Annotated in this window: 23 protein-coding genes; 6 read left to right on the top strand and 17 right to left on the bottom strand. The window is 45.0% G+C overall.

Annotation, left to right across the window (positions count from 1 at the left end; genetic code table 11):
* Positions 1 to 115: 115 nt before the first annotated feature.
* The 5 genes from MSG35_RS18055 to MSG35_RS18075 form a co-directional block, all read right to left on the bottom strand.
* Positions 116 to 1,930: a sodium:proton antiporter gene (locus MSG35_RS18055; RefSeq protein ID WP_248384677.1), complete on the bottom strand. Its 1,815-nt coding sequence runs from the start codon at positions 1,928 to 1,930 to the stop codon at positions 116 to 118.
* A gap of 164 nt (positions 1,931 to 2,094) precedes the next feature.
* Entirely contained in the window at positions 2,095 to 3,294 is a 1,200-nt protein-coding gene (locus tag MSG35_RS18060; RefSeq protein ID WP_248384678.1) for a NupC/NupG family nucleoside CNT transporter, read from the bottom strand.
* 205 nt (positions 3,295 to 3,499) lie between these two features.
* The gene (locus tag MSG35_RS18065) at positions 3,500 to 4,420 is read right to left on the bottom strand and encodes a LysR family transcriptional regulator (RefSeq protein ID WP_017063421.1); all 921 of its coding nucleotides are present in this window, start codon (positions 4,418 to 4,420) and stop codon (positions 3,500 to 3,502) included.
* A gap of 170 nt (positions 4,421 to 4,590) precedes the next feature.
* Positions 4,591 to 5,589, bottom strand: coding sequence for a lytic murein transglycosylase (locus MSG35_RS18070; protein ID WP_248384679.1), 999 nt, complete (start codon positions 5,587 to 5,589; stop codon positions 4,591 to 4,593).
* 30 nt (positions 5,590 to 5,619) lie between these two features.
* On the bottom strand, positions 5,620 to 5,910 hold the full coding sequence (locus MSG35_RS18075) for a YcgL domain-containing protein (RefSeq protein WP_017062372.1): 291 nt from the start codon (positions 5,908 to 5,910) through the stop codon (positions 5,620 to 5,622).
* Positions 5,911 to 6,129: 219 nt separating this feature from the next.
* Between MSG35_RS18075 and minC the strand changes: the two genes are divergently transcribed.
* Genes minC through minE form a run of 3 tightly spaced genes read left to right on the top strand, consistent with a single transcriptional unit; the run spans position 6,130 to position 7,896 of the window.
* Entirely contained in the window at positions 6,130 to 6,792 is a 663-nt protein-coding gene (gene minC, locus MSG35_RS18080; protein ID WP_017063419.1) for a septum site-determining protein MinC, read from the top strand.
* A 21-nt stretch (positions 6,793 to 6,813) separates the two neighbouring features.
* Positions 6,814 to 7,626 (top strand): septum site-determining protein MinD, encoded by an 813-nt coding sequence (gene minD, locus MSG35_RS18085; RefSeq protein WP_009848498.1) that lies wholly within the window; start codon positions 6,814 to 6,816, stop codon positions 7,624 to 7,626.
* 6 nt (positions 7,627 to 7,632) lie between these two features.
* Positions 7,633 to 7,896, top strand: coding sequence for a cell division topological specificity factor MinE (gene minE, locus MSG35_RS18090; protein ID WP_050711744.1), 264 nt, complete (start codon positions 7,633 to 7,635; stop codon positions 7,894 to 7,896).
* Positions 7,897 to 8,025: 129 nt separating this feature from the next.
* Here the strand turns inward: minE and rnd are convergent, their stop codons facing one another.
* The 8 genes from rnd to MSG35_RS18130 all read right to left on the bottom strand — a co-directional run bounded on the left by rnd (position 8,026) and on the right by MSG35_RS18130 (position 16,013).
* The gene (gene rnd / locus MSG35_RS18095; protein ID WP_248384680.1) at positions 8,026 to 9,144 is read right to left on the bottom strand and encodes a ribonuclease D; all 1,119 of its coding nucleotides are present in this window, start codon (positions 9,142 to 9,144) and stop codon (positions 8,026 to 8,028) included.
* 143 nt (positions 9,145 to 9,287) lie between these two features.
* Positions 9,288 to 10,982 carry a long-chain-fatty-acid--CoA ligase FadD gene (fadD, locus tag MSG35_RS18100; RefSeq protein ID WP_061038772.1) on the bottom strand — a complete coding sequence of 565 codons (1,695 nt, stop codon included), beginning with the start codon at positions 10,980 to 10,982 and terminating at the stop codon, positions 9,288 to 9,290.
* 106 nt (positions 10,983 to 11,088) lie between these two features.
* Positions 11,089 to 11,940, bottom strand: a complete 852-nt coding sequence (locus MSG35_RS18105) for an alpha/beta hydrolase (protein WP_061019546.1) — start codon at positions 11,938 to 11,940, stop codon at positions 11,089 to 11,091.
* Between the two features lie 48 nt (positions 11,941 to 11,988).
* Positions 11,989 to 12,549: a Slp family lipoprotein gene (locus tag MSG35_RS18110; protein ID WP_050052398.1), complete on the bottom strand. Its 561-nt coding sequence runs from the start codon at positions 12,547 to 12,549 to the stop codon at positions 11,989 to 11,991.
* A 35-nt stretch (positions 12,550 to 12,584) separates the two neighbouring features.
* On the bottom strand, positions 12,585 to 12,890 hold the full coding sequence (locus MSG35_RS18115; protein ID WP_017062378.1) for a hypothetical protein: 306 nt from the start codon (positions 12,888 to 12,890) through the stop codon (positions 12,585 to 12,587).
* A 72-nt stretch (positions 12,891 to 12,962) separates the two neighbouring features.
* On the bottom strand, positions 12,963 to 13,664 hold the full coding sequence (gene tsaB, locus MSG35_RS18120; protein WP_050643044.1) for a tRNA (adenosine(37)-N6)-threonylcarbamoyltransferase complex dimerization subunit type 1 TsaB: 702 nt from the start codon (positions 13,662 to 13,664) through the stop codon (positions 12,963 to 12,965).
* Between the two features lie 59 nt (positions 13,665 to 13,723).
* On the bottom strand, positions 13,724 to 15,652 hold the full coding sequence (locus MSG35_RS18125) for an ATP-dependent DNA helicase (RefSeq protein ID WP_248384681.1): 1,929 nt from the start codon (positions 15,650 to 15,652) through the stop codon (positions 13,724 to 13,726).
* A 160-nt stretch (positions 15,653 to 15,812) separates the two neighbouring features.
* Positions 15,813 to 16,013, bottom strand: a complete 201-nt coding sequence (locus MSG35_RS18130) for a hypothetical protein (RefSeq protein WP_248384682.1) — start codon at positions 16,011 to 16,013, stop codon at positions 15,813 to 15,815.
* 282 nt (positions 16,014 to 16,295) lie between these two features.
* Here MSG35_RS18130 and purU point away from each other — a divergent pair, with 282 nt between their 5' ends.
* On the top strand, positions 16,296 to 17,129 hold the full coding sequence (purU, locus tag MSG35_RS18135; RefSeq protein WP_248384683.1) for a formyltetrahydrofolate deformylase: 834 nt from the start codon (positions 16,296 to 16,298) through the stop codon (positions 17,127 to 17,129).
* Between the two features lie 544 nt (positions 17,130 to 17,673).
* On the opposite strand, the gene MSG35_RS18140 is transcribed toward purU, so the two are convergent.
* Positions 17,674 to 18,270, bottom strand: coding sequence for a VOC family protein (locus MSG35_RS18140; RefSeq protein WP_248384684.1), 597 nt, complete (start codon positions 18,268 to 18,270; stop codon positions 17,674 to 17,676).
* Between the two features lie 347 nt (positions 18,271 to 18,617).
* Between MSG35_RS18140 and argS the strand changes: the two genes are divergently transcribed.
* Both argS and MSG35_RS18150 read left to right on the top strand, forming a co-directional pair.
* Positions 18,618 to 20,351 (top strand): arginine--tRNA ligase, encoded by a 1,734-nt coding sequence (gene argS, locus MSG35_RS18145; protein ID WP_060982226.1) that lies wholly within the window; start codon positions 18,618 to 18,620, stop codon positions 20,349 to 20,351.
* Positions 20,352 to 20,910: 559 nt separating this feature from the next.
* The gene (locus MSG35_RS18150; protein WP_048610423.1) at positions 20,911 to 21,339 is read left to right on the top strand and encodes an HIT domain-containing protein; all 429 of its coding nucleotides are present in this window, start codon (positions 20,911 to 20,913) and stop codon (positions 21,337 to 21,339) included.
* Between the two features lie 133 nt (positions 21,340 to 21,472).
* On the opposite strand, the gene MSG35_RS18155 is transcribed toward MSG35_RS18150, so the two are convergent.
* Genes MSG35_RS18155 through MSG35_RS18165 form a run of 3 tightly spaced genes read right to left on the bottom strand, consistent with a single transcriptional unit; the run spans position 21,473 to position 24,195 of the window.
* Positions 21,473 to 21,703, bottom strand: coding sequence for a FeoC-like transcriptional regulator (locus tag MSG35_RS18155; RefSeq protein ID WP_248384685.1), 231 nt, complete (start codon positions 21,701 to 21,703; stop codon positions 21,473 to 21,475).
* Positions 21,700 to 23,973, bottom strand: coding sequence for a Fe(2+) transporter permease subunit FeoB (gene feoB, locus MSG35_RS18160; protein WP_248384686.1), 2,274 nt, complete (start codon positions 23,971 to 23,973; stop codon positions 21,700 to 21,702). The genes MSG35_RS18155 and feoB overlap by 4 nt, the downstream gene beginning before the upstream one ends.
* Positions 23,974 to 24,195, bottom strand: a complete 222-nt coding sequence (locus MSG35_RS18165; RefSeq protein ID WP_004734203.1) for a FeoA family protein — start codon at positions 24,193 to 24,195, stop codon at positions 23,974 to 23,976.
* Positions 24,196 to 24,759 lie beyond the last annotated feature (564 nt).

The raw sequence follows: 24,759 nt of genomic DNA on the forward strand, positions 1-24,759 counted from the left end.
ATATAAATAAATTAGAAAGCCGCAACGTGATGAACGTTGCGGCTTTTTTGATGCTTTGGTACTTAGCTATTCGTTTTTAAAACGGGGTGACTCGCTTTTGATGAAGCGCTCGTTGCTACTTATCTGGACTCTCAACTTTTTCCGTCTGTTCAGAAGGCGGTAATAAACTAATAAGCTCACACTCCGTTGATATGAGTTTTTCCAACTCAGATCCTTGTGTCATTAAACGGAAATCACCGCCAGTGATCACCCCAAGAGGAATGGCTTTAGGATACAAAGCATTAAACTCTTTTAAATCAAATGCCTCGGTCAAACCTGTACTTTTAATTTGGCTACCCTGAGCCATCAGTGAGTTAAGCTTAGAATAGGTAACCCCTTCCGAAAACAGACTTCTATTGCCATCGCGGCTCACCTGGTGCCTTTCATGTTTATTCTCTGAGGATTCAAGCTCAAACACCTTATTTCCACCAAACTCGTCTTGATAGTGCATGCTAACTAACGGGTTGGTTTGACGATAAGGCGACACGATCATCGCACGCCCTATTCCATCCAATTCCAGATTATTTTCAGCGTGGCTCGAAGCTGGGTTACCAAAATAAACATTCAAGTTTTCCATACGCGCTAAACGAATGCTCTCCCAGTTGGTATCGGCAAGCACACTGTTGATGTTGTGTGTGGCTAGCACTTTGGCAAACTGGCGTGAAAACTGAGTCGCACCAAAAAAGATAACGCCTTGCGCCTTCTCTTGAGTCACACCTAGCCTTCTCGCCCACCAACTCGCGGTAAGGCTCTGAATCACTACCGTACCAATGATGACCAAAAACACCATTGGCACCAGTAAATCTGCCCCGTCAATCAATTGCTTCTCTTGAAGTTTGATCGCAAACAGAGAAGAAACCGCGGCAGCCACGATCCCGCGCGGCGCCATCCAGCTCAAAAACCATTTTTCCGCAGAAGTAAGATCCGTACCGATCCCGCTGAACCACACGCTCAAAGGACGCGCCACCAGCATCACTATCGCTAACAGGCCAACCCCACCCCAACCTATCGAGAGGAAGGTTCCTGAATCGAGCCTGCTCGCTAACAGAATAAACAACGCAGAAATAAGCAACACGGTTAAGGTTTCTTTGAATTCGATGATGTCTTCGATATCCAAGCCCTTCACGTTAGCAAGCCAGATCCCCATGATGGTCACGGTTAATAAACCAGACTCTTCACTCAGATCATTGGAAAACGAGAACGCCGCCAACATTAGCGTCAGCACAGCCACATTACGTAAATAGTGCGGTACCCAATGCCCTTGCAGCATCTTGGCAATCAAATGGCCACCGATGATCCCTAAGCCTAAACCTATGACTAACGTCAGGCCCAGAGCTGACAGAACGTGTCCGGTAGGATCGGCCGAAGAGACGATGTATTCATAAACCAGAACAGCAAACAGAGCGCCAATGGGATCAATCACTATCCCTTCCCATCGCAAGATACTGCCTAAGGAGGATTTAGGCTGAATACTGCGCAGCATAGGCACAATCACTGTCGGGCCCGTCACCACTACCAAGGCTCCGAATAGCGCCGCTAATGGCCAACTAAAGTTAACAAAGTAGTAAGCACCCACAACGATACACGCCCATGTAATCAACATGCCGAAACTCACGAGATGAGTCACCATCCGACCATGGCCCCTGATTTCTTTGAAATTTAGGGTCAATGCACCTTCAAACAGGATGATGGCAACCCCTAAGGAAATCATAGGAAACAACACATCACCGAAAATGGCATCGGGATTTAGGATATTCAGGCCGGGGCCTAACAATAGACCGACGATGAGGAGAGGAAGAATAGCGGGAAGACGTAAACGCCAACCGAGCAGCTGACAAGCTAAAGACAAGAGTCCAATTAACGCCAAAGAAGAAGTAATCGACAAATCCATTTGTGCCCCTAAAAGGTTTGCACCACACCCTGTGGTACAAACTATTCAATGAAATAAGAAAGCCTACGTTCTTACACTATAGGCTCTCTTTTTCACGCTAACCGAATATTATTGTGATTAATCAGTCACTTTACTATAGGGAGAGTAAAGTCATGATCAGTTAGCTACAGAGAAAGTACAACACCAGCAATCGCTGCACTCATTAGGTTAGCAAACACACCCGCACAAATTGCTTTGAAGCCATATTGTGAGATGAAAGAGCGACGCTCTGGAACTAAGCTACCCAAACCACCAATCAGAATTGCCATAGTAGAGATGTTAGCAAAGCCACATAGAGCAAAAGTTACGATCGCTTGTGAGTGCTCACTCAGTGCCTCTTTAGAATCCATTAGCTGGATGAAAGCCACGAACTCGTTCACGACAATCTTGTTACCGATCAATGAACCTGCAACCACAGCCTCAGACCACGGTACACCGATTAGCCATGCAACGGGTGCAAACACATAACCTAGGATAAGTTCGAAGCTTAGGTTTACGCCAAACCAGCCACCAACAATACCTAGCAAGCCATTCAGCATTGCAATCACACTGATAAAGGCAAGAAGTGTTGCACCCACTGCAACGGCAATACGAAGTCCAGACATAGCCCCATCTGCCATTGCCTCAACTACGTTTGTTGCTCGTGGAATTTCTACATCAGACTCAATATTTTCTTGAGCGTCATCTGGGCTGCCAGGTACTAAGATTTTAGCCATCAATAGACCGGCTGGTGCAGACATGAATGCCGCAGCGATCAGGAAGTTTAAGTCAACGCCAAGCGATGCATAACCCACTAACGTACCACCAGCAACAGAAGCCAAACCACACACCATCACAGCAAACAGTTGTGAATCCGTCATGTGCTTTAGGTAAGGTTTAACCACCAATGGCGCTTCAATCATGCCGACAAAGATGTTGGCAGTCGCAGACAGTGATTCTGCACGACCTGTACCCAAGAACTTCTGTAGCGCACCACCAATAAGGTTGATCACCTTTGGCATAAAGCCAATGTGGTACAAACCTGAAATCAATGCAGAGAAAAAGATAATGATGCCAAGAACATTAATCGCGAAAACAAATCCGTTATTCGTTAGGCCACCAAATAGAAAGTTAATCCCCTCTTGACCGTAGTTGATCAAGCTAGATACCGCACCCGTGGCTGCATTCAACGCTTCTTTACCCATTGGTACATAAAGAACCAATAGCGCGAATGAGATTTGTAATAAGAAAGCCAAAGAGACTGTTCTTAGTGGAATATTTTTTCTGTCCGTAGATAGTAACCAAGCGGCAACTAAAATAGTGATAATTCCAAGTAGGGAAGCCATGTGCGTCAACCTAAAAGTTGTAGATAGGAAAGGCGACGCATTCTATAGAGGAAATCGTTTGCGGCAAGCTGAGGTTGTTAACGTGATGTTGGGGTAATCACGATTTAACTATGAGTATAATTAAGTTATTGAATTTTAATAATTAACTTTGATTAAAAAGCGTACTTTTTCCATATGGAAATTATATTTATAGATTAGGAAACAGTTAGCGATGCAGTTCAACGCACGTTTTGAGGTTTTTGTCCCAATACGTCGGCGACCCAATATGATCTTTGATGAACTCAATCACAGCTGAAAGCTTCTTTGGCATGTTCTTTCGACTCGGGTAAACGGCATAAAATGGCATCAGCTGACTGGCTCTCCACTCTGGTAATACTTGAATCAACTTACCCGTTCTAAACTCTTCTTTCACTAAGTAAGTCGCCAAATAAGCAACGCCCCACCCTGATACTGCCGCGTCTCGTACTGCCTCAGCCAAATCGACTGAGTAATCGCCCGCAACTTTGACGCTGAGGTTTTCTTGCCCGTTATCAAAAGCCCACGATGTGTAATCTCTTTCACGGCTGCGATAAATAAGACAGTTATGGTCAATCAAATCGGAAGGTACATGTGGCGTCCCGGCCTTAATCAGATAATCCGGTGACGCAGCCACCACAAACTGGCTGTCGGCTAAACGCTGCGCAATGTAACCTTCAGGCAGGTCTTCATTATTGGTGATCCAGAGATCCAAGCGCTCTTCAATCATGTCCACCTTATAGTCGAACAAGTGGACCTCGATTCTCAACTGAGGATAAAGCTGTCTGAGTTGATCAATCGCCGGAATGATATGCAGTGTACCAAATGACTGCGACAACCCGACGCGCAAGATTCCAGAGATATCATCGCGCTGGCTGTCCATATCCATCTGAGCCGCTTTTACCGTGTTAAACAACTGCTCACAATGTTGATAGAACACGTCTCCCGCTTCAGTCAGCGTGAGGCTTCGTGTTGTCCTTTGCACCAACTTGATGCCGATTGAGTCTTCAAGCAAAGCGACTTGCTTACTGATATGAGACACCGAAACGTTCAAGCTTTTTGCAGCACTGGTAAAGCCTTCGTGCTTGATCAGCGCATGGAATATCACCATCTGTGCAGCTCTATCTGTTAGCACAAGATCACCTTATTAAATCTCTGAAATATAAAATCAAAAAGGACTCCGAAGAGTCCTTTAGTTCGTTCTGCCTATGGTAGGCCAAATGCTATTCAAAGCGGCCTCAGGCTCTTAACCAAATTCAGTCTATTAATCAAATGGGTCGATTAATCAAACTTAATCCTGTCAGCTAGATGGCTAACTGCCAAAGCAAAGTAGTAAGAACGGTTCCACTTCATTAACACATTGTAGTTGTTGTAAATGAGGTACGAACGACCCGCTTCGTCATCTGGCATGATTAACCAAGCTTTAATGTCTTCATCAAGCATTGGCAGTGGGCGATCGTCATAGCGTTTAATACCGAGTTCAGACCACTCTTTTAAGTATTTCGCTTTGTCTTCGTCTCGACCTTGTAAATCGATCGACACAGTTGACGGAACATGAACCTGACGACCCCAAGTATATTTGTCATCCCACCCTGATTGGCTGAGATAATTGGCCGCCGAAGCAAATACGTCTTCTTCAGTGCCCCAAATGTCTTTCTTGCCATCACCACTGCCATCAGCGGCGTAAGCTAAGAATGAGCTTGGCATAAACTGAGGTTGACCCATCGCACCAGCCCAAGAGCCTTTCATCTCTTTTGGTGCAATATGGCCTTGATCAAGAATCTTCAATGCCGCCATCGCTTCGCTACGGAAGAAAGCTTCTCGGCGTCCTTCATAAGCCATGGTAGTTAGGGCGTCGATAACGCTGTAATTGCCCGTGAACTTACCAAAATTACTCTCAACGCCCCATAGCGCGACAATGAATCTTGGTTGAACACCATATTCATCACCAATACGCTTTAACGCGGTGTAATGCTCCTTGTAGAGTGACCTTGCTTGCTTCACTTTCCAATCTGGAACCGCTCGTGGAATGTATTCATCCAGAGTCAGTTTTTTCTCAGGTTGGTTTTTGTCGGCTTTTACCGCTCTTGGCTTAAACGTTACACCATCAAAGGCTTCATCAATGATCGCTTCAGAGATGCCTTCTTCACGGCCTTGTTGTTTTAGTTTTTCTACATATTGCTCGAAGCTCAATTCTTCAGCTTGTACTGAACTTATGGTCAGGCTATTACCCAATAGTAATGCCGACACAGCCAATATGGTTTTCGAAAATTTACTCAACGATCACTCCTCCTTGAATTGAGGTGGCTATCACTCTTCGTCTTGAGATTTCTGTTGGGCTTTACGCTCTTTATGAAGCTCAAGTTCGTTAACTGGTGGTGGTGGAACCTGCAAAAAGAAACCATCGGTATTCAGTGATTCTTTCACTTTTTCGATGTTTACTTGAGCCAGTTTACGGCCATCCATTTTAATTACCATTACAAAACTAGGTTTACCAAACATTTGCATCAATGCGTCAGGAACTTGTGAAAAATCATCCTTCTTAGGGATATAAAGGTATGTTCCTTCTTTCTTTGAGCTTTTATATATAGAACACAGCATGACAAACCTTTTAATTGATTATGACTACAAAACTCTCACTTGCGAGATCAATAGTTTATGTTAGGGAAATATTGGGAACAAAACGTCCATTTGACAACAAGATTACTTGCTGTGCTTGGTTTGGGAATATAACATGATAAACCTAGTTTCAGGCAATGCCCTTTATTTTATTGATAAAGAAATTGTACTAATCCGCTATTGAGGTCCTGTAGTTTTTCGATGTCTAGTAACCCAGATCTAAAAGGTAGCAGCTTTACGCTATCTGTTTTGCACTTATCCGATGATCAAGTCGAAAATGCAGTCTCTTTTCTTCAAGAGAAAGTAGACCAAGCACCTACGTTTTTCGCTGCCGCACCTGTTGTTATCAACATCAGCAAAGTCGCGGGCGATATCGATTTTGTGCAACTTAAAAATGGTATATCTCAAGCGGGCATGATCCCGGTTGGTGTGGCAGGCTGTTCTGATAAGCGAATGCAAAACCTCGCTAAAGAAGCCGGTTTTGCGGTGATGACGGCAAGCAAGTCGCCGTCTCAAGCTCCAGCGAAGATGGCACCAATCAAGGTGATTAGAACCCCTATTCGTTCTGGTCAGCAGGTTTATGCGAAAGATGGCGATCTATTGATACTCAGCCATGTGAGTGCAGGCGCGGAAGTGATTGCCGATGGCAGCATCCATATTCATGGCACTTTACGCGGCCGTGCGATTGCAGGTGCAAGTGGTCAAACTGAAGCAAAAATAATTTGTAATGACTTACAAGCCGAGCTGGTTTCCATTGCTGGAAATTACTGGCTCAGCGATCAAATTGAAAGCGAGTACTGGCAGAAGAAAACCATGTTCAGTATGGCAAACGATGTATTACACGTTGATGTCCTCGCAATATAAGAGAAATAAAAGGAAAACAGAATGGCACGCATTATCGTTGTAACGTCAGGTAAAGGCGGGGTAGGCAAAACGACCTCCAGTGCAGCTATTGCCTCGGGTCTGGCTTTAAAAGGAAAGAAAACCGCAGTTATCGACTTTGATATCGGTCTGCGTAACCTAGATTTAATCATGGGTTGTGAGCGTCGTGTTGTGTACGACTTCGTTAACGTTATCAATGGTGAGGCGACGCTGAACCAAGCGATGATCAAAGACAAGCGCACAGAGAACCTGTTCATTCTTCCTGCTTCTCAAACTCGTGATAAAGACGCACTAACAAAAGATGGTGTTCGTCGTGTCTTTGATGAACTGGATGAAATGGGCTTTGATTTCATCATCTGTGATTCTCCTGCGGGTATCGAACAAGGCGCTCTGATGGCGTTGTACTTCGCTGATGAAGCGATTGTAACCACGAACCCAGAAGTCTCTTCAGTACGCGATTCAGACCGTATTCTAGGTATTCTTGACTCTAAGTCTCGTCGTTCAGAAGACGGCTTAGAGCCAGTAAAAACACACCTTCTACTGACTCGCTACAACCCAGCACGTGTAACTCAAGGTGAGATGCTCAGTGTTGAAGACGTTGAAGAAATCCTGCACATCTCTCTACTGGGTGTAATTCCAGAAAGCCAAGCGGTACTCAATGCATCGAACAAGGGTGTTCCAGTTATCTTTGACGAAGCAACCGACGCAGGTATGGCTTACAATGATACTGTAGAGCGACTACTGGGTAGCCAAGTTGACTTCCGCTTCTTAACGGAACAGAAGAAAGGCATCTTCAAACGACTGTTCGGGGGCTAATGCACAATGTCATTATTAGAGTTTTTTAGACCACAGAAAAAGACAACCGCAAACCTAGCCAAAGAACGTTTGCAGATCATTGTTGCCGAACGACGCAGCCATGACGACCCAGCGCCGTCTTACCTGCCGCAACTAAAAGAAGACATCTTGAAGTGTATAGCCAAGTACGTTGAGGTTGATCCATCAATGGTTGATCTGACTTTTGAACACAAAGATGACGACATCTCAGTGCTAGAGCTGAATGTTAAGCTTCCAGAAGAAGAGCGATAATCTTTCTGTACAAGATCGGCAGGTAATACACTTGCTTGTATTGATTGAATAAAAAAGAGAGCCTAGGCTCTCTTTTTTATATGTGCAGTTTATAGCTGTAACTAAGTTAGGCTTTAAAGCAGCAAACGGTTATTTGATCGCTTTACTCAGCTTTTCGCCAACCACATCTAAACGCCAGCCTTGCATAACATCAGGCAGCTTCTCTGGGTTACGATCGTGCTTCCACACCCAGCTTAACACTTGGTTAAGTTGCTTCTTCGATGCCAAGAATTCCGTCGCCAAACCACTGTGCTGTGATGCCGTTTTCACTTCATCTTTCAACACTTTGAACAGTTGCTTGTAGCCAGGGAAGTCCATTAGACGTTCTACTGGTGCTGGGTACTCTTCTTCTGGTGTATGTTCAGCTAACTTAACAATTGAGCTGATCTTCGCACCATGGCGACGCACAGAGCGGTAATCGAAACCTTCTTGCTCCATGTGCTTAGGATCTTTCATCGCAAAACGCGCCACAACCCATAGGTCTTGTTCTTTGAAGACAAAGTTCAGCGCCAAATCGCGCTTGATTGCTTCTTTTAGACGCCAAGTTGCTAAAGGTCGTAAGATCGCTAATTGCTTAGGTTTAAGCTGCCACGCCCCTTTAATATCAAGGTAGGCTGTATCTGGGTTTACTTTACGAATACGCTTGGCAACTTGTAAATCAGACTCTTGTTGAGCCGCTTCCCACCAGCCTGCTTCCATCACTTTTTCAAGAAGCTTGTTGTACATTGGCATTAGGTAATGCACGTCTGCCGCAGCATAGTCTAACTGCTTTTGAGAAAGCGGACGCGCTAGCCAATCAGTGCGCGATTCACTCTTATCGAGATCAACACCAACAAACTCTGAAACCAGAGCAGCAAAGCCCGTTGATAAACCATGACCTAAGAAAGCTGCCATGATCTGGGTATCAACCATTGGGGTTGGTGTGCAGCCAAATGCGTTTTGGAACACTTCCAAATCTTCACCACAAGCGTGCAACACTTTCAGAACAGAAGCGTCTTTCAACAATCCAACAAATGGTGTCATTTCACCAAGAGCAATAGGGTCAATCAGTGACAGCGTTTCACCATCAAATAACTGAATTAAGCCTAATTGAGGGTAATAGGTTCTTGTACGAACAAACTCCGTATCAAGCATAACGACATCGGCTTCACGTGCTTGTTGGCAAACTCGCTCAAGGTCTTTCAATTGGGTAATGATTTGATAATCCACAAAAACTCTCACAGGTTTCTATTTGATCGCCGGATACAAAAATGCCGACATTAACTGTCGGCATTCTAACACCATTTTTCAGCGCTCGCTTAGATTAAGCGCCTCTATGGTTATGGTGCAGTACTTTCGCGTAAACGGGCTAATTATTCGCTAGCGCGTTTCGCAAGTTCTGCATCGTTTTCTTCACGCAGTACGCGGCGTAAGATCTTACCTACGTTAGTCTTTGGAAGATCATCTCTGAACTCGACTAATTTAGGGATCTTGTAACCCGTTAAGTGCTCACGACAGTGCGCGATAATGTCTTCTTTGGTCAGGCTAGGGTCACGCTTAACCACGTAGATCTTAACTAACTCACCAGACACTTCATGAGGCTGGCCGATAGCTGCTACTTCTAACACTTTACCGTGCAGAGCCACTACGTCTTCAATCTCGTTCGGGTAAACGTTGAATCCAGACACAAGAATCATGTCTTTCTTACGGTCTACGATGTACAACAAGCCTTCGTCATCAAACTTAACGATGTCACCTGTCGATAACCAACCGTCTTGATCGATCACTTCTTTAGTCGCTTCAGGGCGCTGCCAGTAACCTTGCATCACTTGAGGACCACGAACTTGTAGTTCGCCTACTTGGTCATTAGCAATAACCTTGCCTTCATCATCAACAATACGAACTTCTGTCGATGGTACAGGTAGGCCAATAGCACCTGTGTAGTCTTTAAGGTCGTATGGGTTACCTGTTACCAATGGAGAACACTCGGTTAAGCCATAGCCTTCCAATAGGTGAATGCCTGTCGCTTTCTTCCATTGCTCAGCAACAGCGCGTTGAACCGCCATGCCGCCGCCAACAGATAGGCGTAGGTTACTGAAATCCAACTCGTGGAAATCTTCGTTATTAACTAGCGCGTTAAACAAGGTGTTTACGCCGGTAATTGCGGTAAACGGAACCTTTTGCAGCTCTTTAATAAAGCCAGGAATGTCACGAGGGTTAGTAATTAGAAGGTTACGACCACCCATCTCTACAAACAGTAAGCAGTTCACCGTCAGTGCAAATACGTGGTAAAGCGGTAATGCCGTTACAACCAACTCGCGACCTTCTTGCAGAACAGGACCGTAAGCCCCTTTCGCTTGCAGTACGTTCGCGATCATATTACGGTGCGTTAGGATTGCGCCCTTCGCTACACCCGTAGTACCACCGGTGTACTGCAGGAACGCGATGTCATCGCCCGCCATGAACGGCTTCACATATTGAAGACGACGACCTTTGTGCAGCGCTTTTCTGAATGAGATAGCACCCGGCAGATCATACTTAGGCACCATGCCTTTTACGTATTTCACTACGAAGTCGACAATTGTCCCTTTCGCGCGTGGCAGCATTTGCCCTAGGCTGGTTAGAACAACGTGTTTAACCGGCGTGTTATCAACAACTTTCTCTAGCGTGCTCGCAAAGTTAGATACGATAACAATCGCCTTTGCACCAGAATCGTTCAGTTGATGTTCAAGCTCACGAGGTGTGTACAGTGGGTTGACGTTCACTGCAATCATACCTGCACGCAATACACCAAATAGTGCAACTGGGTATTGCAGTAGGTTTGGCATCATTAGCGCGACGCGATCGCCCTTCTTCAGTTTCAAGTCATTCTGCAGGTAAGCGGCAAAAGCACGGCTGCGCTCTTCAAGCTTACGGAATGTCATAATCGAGCCCATGTTCTCGAATGCAGGTTGGTCCGCGTACTTCTGTACCGACTGTTCAAACATTTCTACAAGAGATGGGTACTGATCTGGGTTGATCGTTTCTGGTACGTCACTTGGATAACGTGAAAGCCAAGGTTTATCCACGATGTTACTCCTCGTTTATCAGCTGACGACTGCTTCGCCGCTTTTTATCATTGCGGTATTACAGCACAGCTTTAGTGCATGAGCACTAAAAGGCTCAAACACTTGTTTAAATTTTGTTAACTACACCAAGAATTAGCTCTGAAACTAGCTCTGGGCTCTCTAAATGACAATGATGTCCGCCAGGAACAGTCTCTATATGCAGAGGACTATGCACTGATTTGTAGCGATTATGCTGCAAATGTCGGAATCCATCATTCCCTAGGATTATTAATTGAGGGCATTCAATAGCCGCCATAATCGCTTCAGCGTGCGCCTGTGACATTCGATATAACGAGTCACATTTTAGATTAGGGTCACATCGCCATTGCCAAGAGTTCTCGAACTCGACAATACCTCGCTCAACAATAGGAGCGATTAATTCAGCATTAATTTGGTTGGCGTGAGCTCTCAGCTTAATAGCATCCTCAAGGCTTGCCAGAGGACGTGAAGGCTTTCTTCGCTGTCGAAGACGACTGAGTACCCCATCTCTCAAGCGAGAGACTGTTTCGTGGGGAGCTTCAGAAAGAGGTCCGTGACCTTCAATTTGAATTAATCCTGACACCTTTTCAGGAAAGGCGGCACTATAGCAACTTGCTATCAATGCACCAAGTGAATGTCCTACTAGTACCAGTCTGTTTGGCGATAATTTAGTCACCAACTGATGCAAGTCATCAATATAATCATGAAATGGGTAGTAACTTCCCGATTTGTGCGACGAGAAGCCGTGTCCGAAAAGGTCGATAGCAATAAGGTGAGCATTGGGCGCAAACTTGGCGACTTGCTGCATAACCTGGTTAAAACTGGACGAATTGTCCAACCACCCATGAATAAAAACGACCGTCGTTGCGGTCGTTTGTGGGTTGCCAATCTGTTGTGTTGCAAGCGTCCCGCTCGCGAGGGAGTATGACTTTTCAATCATCAAACACTTAGTTCCATCTGTTTGCGCAATCAACGTCTAAAAAGTTAATTACTCTACGTCCTGTATCACTCGACCTTGTCTTGGCATCGTTTGAAAACTGCGACAATGTAAACTTCTGCACGAGTAGTAGGTTGGTGCAAAATCATTAACAACAACGCGCTCAGTAATGTTCCACAGTCGTTGGTTGTCCACTTTCATTACAGGGAAGGTGTAAGGGTATTCCCCTATTTTTCCATCTTCACTCCCACTTGACTGACCAACCAAAGTAATCAGACGACCTTCTGCAAAGCTTAGAGGCTCAACGTACCCTTCAATATAACCAACAAAACGTCCGCTTGGCTCTGCGTCTAGATCTGGCTTACCGCTACTCGAAATCGGCATATTAGCGACTTCGATTCGAGTCTTATCTTTCAAGTTGGTCACTTTAGAGATAACGCCACCTAATCGAACACTTTTCGCATCCGGTAGTTGGTCGACCCACTGTTGGTAATCGCTAATCACAGGCTCTGATTTTGCTTCAAGCTCGCTAGGAAGTGATGAACACCCGGCAAGTACCAAGACACCAAGAGAAAAGGCTATTAAGCGTAATTTAGAGAGATAATTTGACATGGTTCTGGTCCTTAAACAGGCATTAATAAGAAGCTCTAGATGTAGATATCGACACCGATAAGCTTTGCAAGTTCTTCTTTCTTCGCCTGATTCATTACATCCATATACTCTTCCATAGCCTTACGTCCTCGGCCTTCTGGAAGATCATACTGGATTTGAGCCTTGTGCAGTTCAGACTCTTTAACTTGACGAATAGAGTGAGAAACAGCATTAGCCACCTTAGTCGGTTGCCCAACCGCAGTGCTAGCATCAGATTTTTTTGCCTGCTCCTTCTTTTTTATTCGATTCGGCTTAGACGTGCTGCCTATCGAAGAAGGAGGTAAGTTGTTAATTGATACCATGACTAAATATCTGCCCTCTCAAATCTAAATAATACGTATTTAGACCTAATTTGCATCAGAACCTTGTAAAAATTATTCGCGACCTGGCAGTTTCTTCCAAGTCACTTTGTCACGAAGATAAACTGGCTCAGACTCTTCTGCTGCAACCGCTTTACCTTCTGCATAAGCGAATTGAGCAAGGAACGCCATATCTTGAGCTTCTGGGAATAGCACTTCACACGCTTTAGTGTTGATCGCTAATGTGTCCATATGCTCTGCGTAAGCTGCCCAACCGGTACCGACTTTCGCCCATGTTTCAGAATCTGCTTCTAACTGCGCAGCCAATTCACTTGGTGGCGTTACACATTCGGCATCAACCGCAGTCCAACGACCATCTTGTTCACGGCTGTAACGAGCCCAGTATACTTCACTCATGCGCGCATCAATCGCTGTCGCAACGTGAGTTTCACCAAATTTACGGTAGCTGCCTTGCGCCATCGCTGCCAGTGTTGAGACACCGATCATCGGTAAATCAGCACCAAAAGCTAAGCCTTGAGCAATACCAATACCAATACGCACACCCGTGAAACTGCCTGGGCCTTGGCCAAACGCGATAGCATCGATATCGGTTAAAGCGACATTCGCTTCTTTCAGTACTTCATCCACCATAGGTAGAATTTTTTTCGTATGGTCTCGAGGAGCCTCTTCGCTACGTGCGAACACCTGGTCACCCATTACTAATGCAACTGAACAGTTTTCAGTTGCGGTATCTACTGCAAGAATTTTCGCGCTCATTTGTGTCTCAAATATCTGTTATCTAATCTAAAAATAATGGCTAAACTCAACAATGCCAATTAATCAGCAACGGTTGAATGGTCTTTAGCTAAGAATTCTTTAATGACCCCTAAGTCACGGGTACGTGGGATAGGCGGTAAACTCGCCAAAAATATGCCACCGTAATCGCGAGTCACCAATCGGTTATCGCAAATAATCAAAGCGCCATTATCGCGCTTGTCACGTATCAATCGGCCGACACCTTGTTTCAAGGTAATCACAGCATCTGGCAACTGTACCTGTGCAAAAGGATCACCCCCTTTTAGCTTACAGTCCTCGATTCGAGCCTTAAGTAAAGGGTCATCAGGGGCCATAAAGGGCAATTTGTCGATGATAACACAGCTTAATGCGTCGCCCCTAACATCTATCCCCTCCCAGAAAGCGCCTGTCGCTACGAGCAATGCGTTACCCAATTCCATGAACTCGGCTAAGGTTTTTTGCTTACTTGTTTCACCTTGCAATAGAACGGGAACCGTGAGGGTTTCTCGGAATCGCTCGCCCAACTCTTTCATCATGCTGTGTGAAGTACACAAGAAGAAACAGCGGCCTTGGTTTTGCTCGATCACAGGAGTCAGCATTCGAACTAGCTTATCCGCCAACCCAGGGCTGTTCGGTTCTGGAAGATAGCGAGGCACACATAAACGTGCCTGATTCGGATAATCAAATGGGCTCGGCAGTGAAAACTGAGCCGACGGCTTTAAGCCCAGTCGAGAGGTAAAGTGGTCAAAATCATCTGACACCGCCAAGGTTGCCGAGGTAAACACCCAAGCGCCCGGCTTCAGTTCAATCTGTTCGTGGAATTTATCTGCGACTGACAATGGTGTGATGTGCAAAGCGAATTGCCTTGGTGTTGTGTCATACCAATAGGAGTATCCCGTAATCGACACATCGCACACACGTTCAATGCGTGACTTAATCATGTTTGCACGTTCGAAAGCCGTGTCTAACAGTTGGCTTCGACCCAATGCTAGCTTCAATACATCGACGGCCAGTTGCAGCGCATCTTGTAGACGAACAAGTTCTCGTGCAATCGACTCAGATTTTAAGGCCTCACGCCAATTACCACGAAAGCCAGTATCACCCAACACAATGCGTAAATCGGCGGCAGACTGAACGAGCCTATCACCCACCTTTTGTAACTGACGCATGTCTTTCGCTTCAGTTCGGTAGGCAATTTCGATGTCTTTAGCGAGCTCATTAATCTGTCGGCTCGACATAGACTGACCAAAATATTGGCTAGCAATATCGGGAAGTTGATGCGCTTCATCGAAAATAAACACATCGGCTTCAGGAATCAGCTCACCGAATCCGGTCTCTTTAATCGCTAAATCCGCTAAGAACAAGTGGTGGTTCACTACAACGACATCAGAGTCCATCGCTTTTTTACGCGCCTTAAGCACGAAGCAATCAGTGTAGCTTGGGCACTCTTTGCCTAAGCAATTGTCATTAGTCGAGGTAATAGTCGGGATAACTGGGCTGTCTTCGGCGATATCATCACAATCGCCCAAATCACCCGTTTGTGTGGATGACGACCAACTACGCACTTTGACTAACTGAGCCAGTAGCGTTGGGTCGGTATGAGCGCCATGACTCTCGATCATTTGACGGCTGAGCCTGTCCAAACACAAATAGTTTGAACGCCCTTTGAGTAACGCAACCTGACCATAAAAGCCAAGCGCATCGACCATCAAGGGTAAATCTCGGTGAAACAGCTGTTCTTGAAGGTTTTTAGACCCCGTACTAATGATGGTTTTCTTACCACTCAGCAGCGCTGGCACTAAGTAAGCAAAGGTCTTACCGGTACCCGTTCCTGCTTCAACAACTAATTGGCTCTGTTTCTCAATAGCTTGTGAAACCGCTTCAGCCATGTCTAGCTGAGCTTGTCGTGGTTGAAACCCGGGGATCGCTTTACCCAGAGCACCATCAGCAGAAAACGTTTTAGATATCATAGAGTACGAAGTTTAGAAAAATAGAAGGCGAATTATGGCAGGTTTAGTGAGCCGGCGCGAATCAAGAATGACTTCGCACCGGAGGTGTTTGGTTTAGTTTGACGTGACTTAAGTTACCCCGAAGGTAAGAACTGAAGAAGTAGGAATTAGAGAATCGTTTTTATTTTCGACTTAGATAACGTGACAGCCAAGGGGCACCTTCAAAATGGTTATCACCGTGCTGTATGGCTTTCGCTGCATCGGTTGGTGAGGTCTTACTTTCCCACATTTCATCTAGAACATGACCATCTAACTCGGTACCTCTCGCCAATGAATTCACTCGCTTGCAGTACAGTTTTTTGGCTAGTAACTCTTTATCCATAAGTATCACCTCTATTTTTGGCCAAGGCGTAAGTGCCTCGGTTGAAGTTCAAATGCGTACTACGGTCAAAACTTTTAAAAATGAAGCTTCTGCCTGTTTTTCTATCTAAAAACTGATATTTCTATATCAAACAATTTATCAAAGCGATAAATGAGCAGCAGAATTTGTTGAAACCAACTTGATAATAGATTAATTATAACGGTGATATTGCGGCTCAGTTCACCGTTCGACGGCCTGCATTTAATTTGAAGAATAAAAATATTTCATGGAAGTAAGATGCAAATGGAAAGAAAAACTTTACTAACACATTGTACTGATGCCCCGGGCCTCATCTCTAAGATCACCAACATTTGTTATAAGCACCAACTCAATATTATTCACAACAATGAGTTCGTAGATAACACAAGTGGCCACTTCTTTATGCGCACCGAGCTTGAAGGCTATTTCAATGATGAAACCTTGCTTGCCGATTTAGACCAAGCCCTGCCACCAAACACGAAACGTAAACTTGTTGATTCATCTCGCAAGCGTGTTGTGATACTCGTGACCAAGGAAGCACACTGCCTTGGCGACATTCTAATGAAGAATTTCGATGGCAGCTTAGACGTTGAAATTGCGGCGGTTGTCGGTAACTACGACATTCTACAAAGCCTAACCGAGCGTTTTGACATCCCTTACCACCATGTTTCTCACGAAGGGCTAAACCGTGAAGAACATGAGAAGAAGATGCTAGAAGTAATTGACCAATACGAGGCTGATTACCTTGTTTTGGCTAAGTACATGCGAGTGCTGACTCCGGGGTTTGTTGAAAAGTACAACCACAAGATCATCAATATCCACCACAGCTTTTTGCCAGCATTCATTGGCGCAAAGCCATACCAACAAGCGTATGAGCGCGGCGTGAAGATCATTGGCGCAACGGCACACTTTGTGACTAATGATTTGGATGAAGGCCCAATCATTAAGCAAGATGTTATCCCTGTGGATCACAGCTTCAGCGCGAAAGATATGGCGCAAGCAGGTCGTGACGTAGAGAAGAATGTATTAAGTAAGGCGCTAAACAAGGTGATCAATGATCATGTGTTTGTTTACGGCAACAAGACTGTGATTCTGTAAGTCGGATATCGATTTCCGGTAAGACTTCCAGTTAAAACCCAATAAAAAAACGCGCAATAGGGACAGCCCATCGCGCGTTTTTAGTATCTGATGATCAGACTCGCTTTACGAGATTCCCAATTACGCTCCTTCGTCGCTATCGGGAATGACGAAGTCGGTGATGAACCTTCTAGCTATAGGCTCTAACATACGCCCTCAAACGCTCAGTCTGTCACTATCCAAAGAGAGACTCTGGCAAACACTATCAAACACCCCGTCATTCCGATGAATCTAGGCGAGATCAGGAATCTCTTTCCAACAAACTACAAACCGAAACTATTGGTCATCAGTTCGCTTTATGATATTCCTGACTACGCTCCTTCGTCGCTATCGGGAATGACGAACTCGGTGACGAATCTTCGAGCAATAAGCTCTAACATACGCCCTCGAACGCTCAGTTTGTCAGTACCCAAAGATAGACTCTGGCAAATTTCATCGAACACCCCGTCATTCCGACGAGCCTAGGCGAGATCAGGAATCTTTTCCTAGCAACTCTCTATTCAAATTAAGCCTGTTCTGATTCGACAATACGCTTAAGTGAGTGTGGATGCAGCTTGATGCAAATCCCTTGATGTTTAAAAGCCACTGTTGGGTTATTCAAGCGTTCACCCTCGCCTTTCGGGCTAGAGAGTTTGATCTTAACGCCTTTCTCAGCCAGCGTTTCAAAGTTAGCAGCGAACTGCGGGTAAGTTTCTTTAAGATCCGCTAAATACTCATCAGCCGTTTGGGCGTGAGAGGGAATCACAAACTCTACATGTTCCCAATCTTGGCTTGGGTAAATCTTACCTTCAGCTGGATATGGCAGCTCTAAGCATTCAATGCTCCAGCCAAGACTTTGCAACGGTTCATCGAAAGCCAACACCACAATTGGACGACCATTAATCATCGCCTCTGAAATCGTAGAGCCGTACTCAGACCATGCTTGATGCGCAGATTTCGCTAGCTCAGTGTCATTGATTCGCAGCGCAATATGATCCGCTTGAACAAAGCTTAAATCCAAACCTAATGTATTTCCTAGGTTCTCGATTTTTGCCATAAATGTATCAAGGCGGGCGATCATTTGTTGTGGTTCTAGTTCAGCTTGCTTCAGGCTCATCATCATTGTCTGTGTTCTCCAAATAATGGCTGCATGTTATCAGTTTTGCCTTTTGCAACAAGCGTTGCTTTTACAAAAAATACTCAATAAGTATGTTCTTTCTGCTCCTTAAACATGCAAACGCGTCTTGCTAAAAGTCGATTGTCAAAAACCACTCAGGAAATGTTAATTTTCTATCAATTCGACCTATAAGAAACCCCACAAAATTGGTATGATTAACGCCATTTTTGTGAACTTAAACAGTGTCTGTTGTTCATTTCGGCATTAAATCGTTAACTAGACGCATAATTAACCAATTTAATGACCTCGAAATAACGGCCACTCTTATCATCCTTGAATTGAAGGAAACGCGTGTGAATATCCAAGCACTTATTAATGACAAAGTATCTCAGGCTCTAGAAGCCGCTGGCGCACCTGCAGGCTCTCCTGCGGCTGTTCGCCAATCTGCAAAACCACAATTTGGTGACTACCAAGCAAACGGCGTTATGGGCGTTGCTAAGCGACTAGGCACTAATCCTCGAGAATTTGCTCAAAAAGTATTGGACGTTCTAAACCTAGACGGTATCGCTTCTAAAGTAGAAATCGCAGGCCCAGGTTTCCTTAACATCTTCCTAGATGAAGCTTTCCTAGCACAACAAGCAGACGCAGCATTGGCTGATTCTCGCCTTGGTGTTGCTGTAGCAGAAACACAAACAATTGTTGCGGATTACTCTGCACCAAACGTTGCGAAAGAGATGCACGTTGGCCACCTACGTTCAACGATCATCGGTGATGCGGTAGTTCGTACTCTTGAGTTCCTAGGCCACAACGTTATCCGTGCTAACCACATCGGCGACTGGGGTACTCAATTTGGTATGCTTATCGCAAACCTTGAGCGCGTTCAGGCTGAGTCTGGCGAAGTTTCAATGGAACTTGCTGACCTTGAAGGCTTCTACCGTGAATCTAAAAAGCTTTACGATGAAGACGAAGAGTTTGCACTTAAAGCACGTGGCTACGTTGTTAAACTGCAAAGCGGCGACGAGTTCTGCGCAGAGATGTGGAAGAAACTTGTTGACGTAACAATGATTCAAAACCAACGTAACTACGATCGCCTAAACGTGTCTCTAACACGTGATGACGTAATGGGCGAAAGCATGTACAACCACATGCTTCCAACTATTGTTGCTGACCTAAAAGAGCAAGGTCTTGCTAAAGAAGATGACGGCGCACAGGTTGTATTCCTAGACGAATACAAAAACAAAGATGGCGACCCAATGGGCGTTATCATCCAGAAACGTGACGGCGGCTTCCTTTACACAACAACAGATATCGCTTGTGCAAAATACCGTTTTGAAGAACTAGGCGCAGACCGCGTACTTTACTTCATCGACTCACGTCAGCACCAACACCTAATGCAAGCTTGGACTATCGTTCGCAAAGCAGGTTACATCCCAGAATCTGTTTCTCTTGAGCACCACGCGTTCGGCATGATGCTAGGTAAAGATGGTAAGCCATTCAAGACTCGTGCAGGCGGTACGGTTCGTCTTGCTGATCTTCTTGATGAAGCCGAAGTTCGTGCAGCGCAGCTAATCGAATCTAAAAACCCAGAACTAGCAGAAGACGAGAAGAAAGCGATCGCGAACACAGTTGCTATGGCAGCGGTTAAGTACGCAGACCTTTCTAAGCACCGTACTACTGACTACGTGTTCGATTGGGACAACATGCTTGCATTCGAAGGCAACACAGCACCGTACATGCAGTACGCATACACTCGCGTTGCTTCTGTATTTGCTAAAGCTGGCATTTCTATGGACTCTCTTGAAGGTGAAATCAAAATCACTGAAGAGAAAGAGAAAGCACTTATCGCGAAACTTCTACAGTTTGAAGAAGCAGTTCAGTCCGTTGCTCGTGAAGGTCAACCACACATCATGTGTAGCTACCTGTTCGAACTAGCTGGTCAATTCTCTAGCTTCTACGAAGCGTGCCCTATCCTAGTTGCTGAAGACGAAGCTGTTAAGCAGAGCCGTCTGAAGCTTGCTGCACTAACAGCGAAGACGATCAAGCAAGGTCTATCGCTTCTAGGTATCGACACTCTAGAGCGCATGTAAGCGATTCGAGATTCGAGATTCGAGATTCGAGATTCGAGATTCGAGATAATTAGAAAGGTTGACGTGAAAGCGTCAACCTTTTGTTTTATCTGGAGGTTTGTTTACTCGATTATTTATACGATTAGCTAACCTATACGCAAGAGAGCTCCTATTTCGCTCTTTCGTCGCTCTAGGAGATGACGAGAATAGGTGTAGTGAATCCAAGACAGCATCAATGATACGCCATCAAGTCACACCAAATCGTTATTACTTTCCCCAAACGTCATTCCCTACAGTGAGGCACGAACGTGATAGGGAGTCCCCTAAAACACGTAACAACAGAAAACCAATTCGTTATCACTCTCTCCAATCGTCACTTCCTTTAGTGAAGAACCAACGTCATTGAGAATCCACCTCTAGGCGCGTAACACTAGCAAAGCAATACACCACCACTTCCCCAAACGTCATTCCCTACAGTGAGGCACGAACGTGATAGGGAATCTGCTTATTGAGAACGTAAGCCCTAGCCACATTCAAACTCCGACCTTATACTCATGTAAAACAATTAATTGGAAAGATCATGAGCTTTGAACTTCACCCGCAACTTGCAAAAGACACCACACTTATCGGCGAATTTCCACTGAGCTTAGCCCTGCTGCACAAAGATAACGCAGTGCCTTGGGTTATCTTGGTACCAAAACGTGCCAACCTAAAAGAGTTGCACCACTTACCAATGAAAGAGCAACAGCAGTTCCTACATGAATCTCAGGCGGTAAGCCAAGCACTAGAAGCCACGTTCCAACCAGACAAATTGAACCTTGGCGCGCTGGGTAACATGGTGCCACAACTGCACATTCACCATATTGCACGCTTTAAAGACGACATTGCTTGGCCTGGCCCAGTATGGGGAAATACCAAAGGTGAACAGCGCAATGAAGAAGATCAAGCTGCTATCCTGACTCGTATTCAAAACGTTCTGTCACTGAGCTCTATCTTCAAGAAAGCATAATTCGAGTTCATCTCATTGAGCTTTAAAGCAAAACACTTCAGAAAAGACACATAACAAAAAGCCGCTCATCTTAGATAAGCGGCTATGTCATTTTCTAATCTCGCCTTTTTCAACGAGAGTCTGAAGACCTGAACTACATCATCACGTTAAGCGACAAACCATCTTGTTTGCTGATGGTGTAGCGAATACGCGTTGTATGACCATGCTTATTCGTATCGACCAAGCGAGAAATTTTCCCTTTCTTGACCCACACACTCAGCATCGCATCGACGCCATCTTCACTCATGCCAAACTTTGCAGCGAGCTCTTTACGAGCCGCAACGCCTTGGCTATCAATGTATTGATGAAGTTCAGTTAAAATCATACTACTTGCACCTCTAGTGCTTTCTGCTTACTGCCCACTTTCTTGAAGACGCGATACGTCACCACAAAACCACCAGCAATCGCCACCATCCATACTGCACTTGTCACTGGGTGTGCAGCAAAGTTTGCCGCTTGGTAGTAGAAAGTCGCACCAAAGTAACCAAGAGCCATCGTCCAAACCGCGATGAAGCGTGCAAACGTCTGACCAAATTCACGAACATAAGCACCCATCGCTGCCACACAAGGCGTGTAAAGCAGGATAAGAATCAAGTAAGCGAATGCCGCATGACCAGATACAAACTTGTCTTTCAAGTTACCAAAGATAGATGTATCGACTTCTTGGTCAGCTGCTACAGAATTAGAGTCAGACAAGTCGCCAACTTCAATACCTAATGGATCTGAGTAGCTCAAACCGGCTAGGTTTTCAGGGATTGTCATTACCGCTTCTTGCAAGCTTGCTGCTAAGTCAAACTCAGCCGCGTCTTCATCAGAAGGCGTTGTGTATAGGCTATTTAATGTACCTACAACAGCTTCTTTAGCGAAAATACCCGTGATGATACCAACCGTTGCAGGCCAGTTCTCTTCAGTGATACCAATCGGTTGGAATACAGGCGTTACAACTTGAGCCGCTTTAGACAGTACTGAGTTTTCGCTGTCTTCGTTACCAAAGCTACCGTCCATACCTAGAGAGTTTAGGAAGCTAAGAATAGCCACAACCATCACGATTGTTTTACCTGCACCAAGTACGAAACGCTTCAGCTTCTGCCAAGTTTTCAGCATTACGTTTTGCACTGTCGGCAATTCGTAATCTGGCATTTCCATTACTAAACTATCGCTGCTACCTGGGTAGATCGTGTTTTTCAGGAAAAGGCCCGTGAACACAGAAGCAACGATACCCATGATGTACAGAGCGAATACTACGTTTTGTCCTGCACCAGGGAAGAACGCCGCTGCGAACAGTGCGTATACCGGTAAACGAGCACCACATGACATAAACGGCGCCATTGATGCTGCCAGTTTACGTTCGCGCTCTTGGTCAAGAGTACGAGTTGCCATGATTGAAGGCACGTTACAACCAAAGCCCAGTACAAGTGGGACAAATGCTTTACCCGGTAAACCAATCTTCTGCATCACTTTATCAAGTACGAATGCAGCACGAGCCATGTAGCCTGAGCTTTCTAGTACCGCTAAGAATAGATAAAGCGCAGCGATAACAGGAATAAAGGTCGCAACCGTTTGGATACCACCGCCAATACCATCAGCAAGTACAGTGACTAACCAAACCGGTAAATGGCCATCCAATAAGTGGTGTCCACCATCAACTAATATTGCCCCAACACCAATATCGAAGAAGTCGATAAACGCACTACCGATATTGATAGAGAACATGAACATTAGGTACATGATGACGAAGAAGAAAGGAATACCGACCCATTTGTTCAAAATGAATTGATCGGCTTTCTCTGTAAAGTTACGGCTTAGTTTGCCTTCGCTGCGACGAACACGTTTACAAAGGTCATGTAAGAAAGTGTATTTAGCGTCAGCAACAGCAAGGTCAATATCGAAATCGGCACCAAGACGCACGCTATCAATTTGAGTGCGAGTTTGTGGAGCCAGTCCATTCAATACCAAGTAATCATTTTCTAAAGCACGAATCGCTAGTGCTCGGTGAGATACGTCAGCATCATCAAATTGTGACTCAACAGAAGGGATAAGAGCTTCTAACGCGACATCGTAATCAATAGAGATAGGGTCAAGGCTCACACCTTGAACAAGCAGTTTATGCAGGCGTTCTTTAAAACGAACCACTTGACCTTTGTCGTTTGCAGACAAGCTTAGAACTGGGCAACCTAGCTCTTTCTCTAGCGCTTTAAGGTTAATCACCTGACGTTCGCGCTTCAATACATCCATTTTGTTCAACACAACGATCATTGGGCGACCCAACTCACGTAGTTGTAATGTCATGTATAAGCTTCGTTCTAGACAGCTAGCGTCGACAACATTGATGATCACATCTGCTGGGTGAGTTAAAACAGCGCGAGACGCGATAGACTCATCGATGCTGTTCGCATCATTACCACTGTCTAGCGCGTAGATACCCGGTAAATCCGTTAGTTGAAACTGATCACCAGCGTGAGAGTATAAACCGGTCTTCTTTTCAACAGTTACACCAACCCAGTTACCAACGTGCTGCTTAGCACCAGTCAGTGCGTTGAACAGTGTTGTTTTACCGCTATTCGGGTTACCAACGGTAAGAACTTGATAATCCATTTAGATAACCTCGATTTGTTCTGCAATGCTTTCACGAATGGCGATAGAAACACCTCTCACTTCAACTTGAAGCGGATCACCCATAGGTGCACGGCGGATAAGCGTCACCTCGGTTTTTGGCAACATACCCATGACCATAAGTTTCTTCCTTACGTCTGGTGTTAAACCTGTTAGTGCAACAATAGAAGCCGCCTTTCCTTGCTCTAGTTGTGAGAGTTTCATAAGTACCCAATTCGTGACTGATAATGAGAAAGATTGTTATTAACGCTATAATACACATACATGCCCACAATTCTATTGTGTGAAATCAATGTTTTCGAAAATACATACTCGTAAATTTCGTTAAAAACGTTTACGTCAAAAACGTTACTTTCAACAACTAGCGAGAACCACCTCACTAGTACAAATCCTCCCCACCAAAAACAAGTTATTATTTATCAACCACTTAAGATAATGTCGGTTTTCTCATAGGCATCTGTCGTTAATTTTATAAGTAAAATAAGTGGCTGGACGTATAGTTACTCCATCGAAGAGAAACTACTTCTCTTTAATTTTATTCCAGAGGTGATATGGCTTTGCTATATCACTCCGGCAGCAAGCGAAGGTGTCATTGGCACCCGTGGTATAGTCCCCCCGGCTATGCCACGATATTTTTTTTCTTCCCTTTGTTTTATCCCAACAACCTTTTTAAACTCCCCATTTATCTCGTATCTGATGTGACCCCATAAAAGTAGACACTTAATACAGAGCATTGAGTGTCATGAAAGTAAAATCACAAAGACAATA

Source organism: Vibrio sp. 1CM23M, from assembly GCF_023161755.1.
GTDB lineage: Bacteria > Pseudomonadota > Gammaproteobacteria > Enterobacterales > Vibrionaceae > Vibrio > Vibrio coralliirubri.